Here is a 1,226-nt window from a genome sequence, read left to right as displayed (position 1 = left end):
CGATCCGCTACTGAAAGCGGGGGGACGTCGGTCGTACACCAGCATCTCGACATGCTCGCCGCCGGCGGTGAACGCCTGCCGCGCGCGGTACGACGCGATCGCCACGTCCGGCGTCGGGAACAGCACCTGCTCGTCGAAGAACTCGAAGTCGGTGACCCGCGCGTCCTCCGACAGCGCCATCGCCTTGTACTCCGCCGGGGTGAAGTGGTGGATGCCGTGCGCGTTGGCGGTCACCGCCGGCTCGTCCAGCAGCGCGATGGCCGCGTCCACGTCCATGTCCACCATCGCCTGCCAGAAACGGCGCTCCAGCTCCATGATCTCGGCTTGCCCGGTCATGCCGCACCTCGTGGTTCGGGGGTGGCACGACTGTCGCACGCCGCGGGTTTGCCCGTTGTGTGGGCGCAGCAGGCCTCGGGCTTCGACCGCGCGCGGCTACCCCTCCTTGCGGGTGCCGGCGTCCACCTCGCCCGGCGCACTGAACGTGACCCGGCCGGCCTCGTCCAGGATCTCGATGCGGGCCTGGCCGTCATCGCCCACCCGCAGGCGGATCCGGTCGCGGCCCTGCGGGTCGCTCAACAGGATCTCGGCGTTCTCGTTCCGGTTCTGTATCGCGATGCGGCGCTCGACCACCTTGCTGGCCTCGATGACATCCAGCCCGGCCGGTGGGCGCGAGTTGATGTGCAGCCCGGCCAGCGCACTGCTGCCGTCGGCGCTGACGTGGGTGATCATCCCCATCGCGTCGTAGTTGGGGTAGTCGAACGCCAGCGCCGAGACCTTGCCCATGTCGGCGTCGGTGATCGCGATGCCGCCGACCTCGCTGCCGCTGGCGTCGTAGAACACCAGCCCGGCCGGCTGCACCGCGCGGGGGTATTCCTTCCCGCCCAGCTTTGGAAGCGGGAAGCGCTCGGCGTTGGCGATGACCAGCCGGACCGTGCCATCGGGGTCGACGACGTTGATGCGCTCCACGGTGATTTCCGCATCGGAAACCGGCGACTTGGCGGCGGTCAGCCCGATGACCGCGAGCCCCAGCGTGGCGACGGCGGCATAGGCCTTCAGCCAGCGGATATCACGGACGATGCGGGCGTGATCGGCGGCGGCGGGGGATTGCTCCGGTGACGGTTTCATACGACTCCTGAGTGTGACGGTGCGCCGGGCGGGCGGAGTGCAAAGGGCGAGGCAGGAGAACTGTTAGCCGCCTGAGCCGGACTATTGCGAAGACTGTTGCT

At 69.0% G+C, this 1,226-nt stretch carries 2 protein-coding genes; both read right to left on the bottom strand.

All coding sequences use genetic code 11. From position 1 onward, the window contains the following. Nucleotides 1–336: nuclear transport factor 2 family protein (locus tag N799_RS14005; RefSeq protein WP_052101588.1), on the bottom strand; the 336-nt coding region annotated here is incomplete at its 3' end. A 96-nt stretch (nt 337–432) separates the two neighbouring features. Further along, entirely contained in the window at nt 433–1,125 is a 693-nt protein-coding gene (locus tag N799_RS14000) for a hypothetical protein (protein WP_036213948.1), read from the bottom strand. Nucleotides 1,126–1,226 lie beyond the last annotated feature (101 nt).

The organism is Lysobacter arseniciresistens ZS79 (assembly GCF_000768335.1).
GTDB classification, from domain to species: domain Bacteria; phylum Pseudomonadota; class Gammaproteobacteria; order Xanthomonadales; family Xanthomonadaceae; genus Novilysobacter; species Novilysobacter arseniciresistens.
Note: the sequence above shows the minus strand (reverse complement) of the source record. Positions and strands in the feature narration are given on the sequence as shown.

Coding starts and splice junctions, on each gene's coding strand:
- N799_RS14000 (WP_036213948.1), bottom strand. CDS start 1,125: ATGAAACCGTCACCGGAGCAATCCCCCGCCGCCGCCGATCACGCCCGC.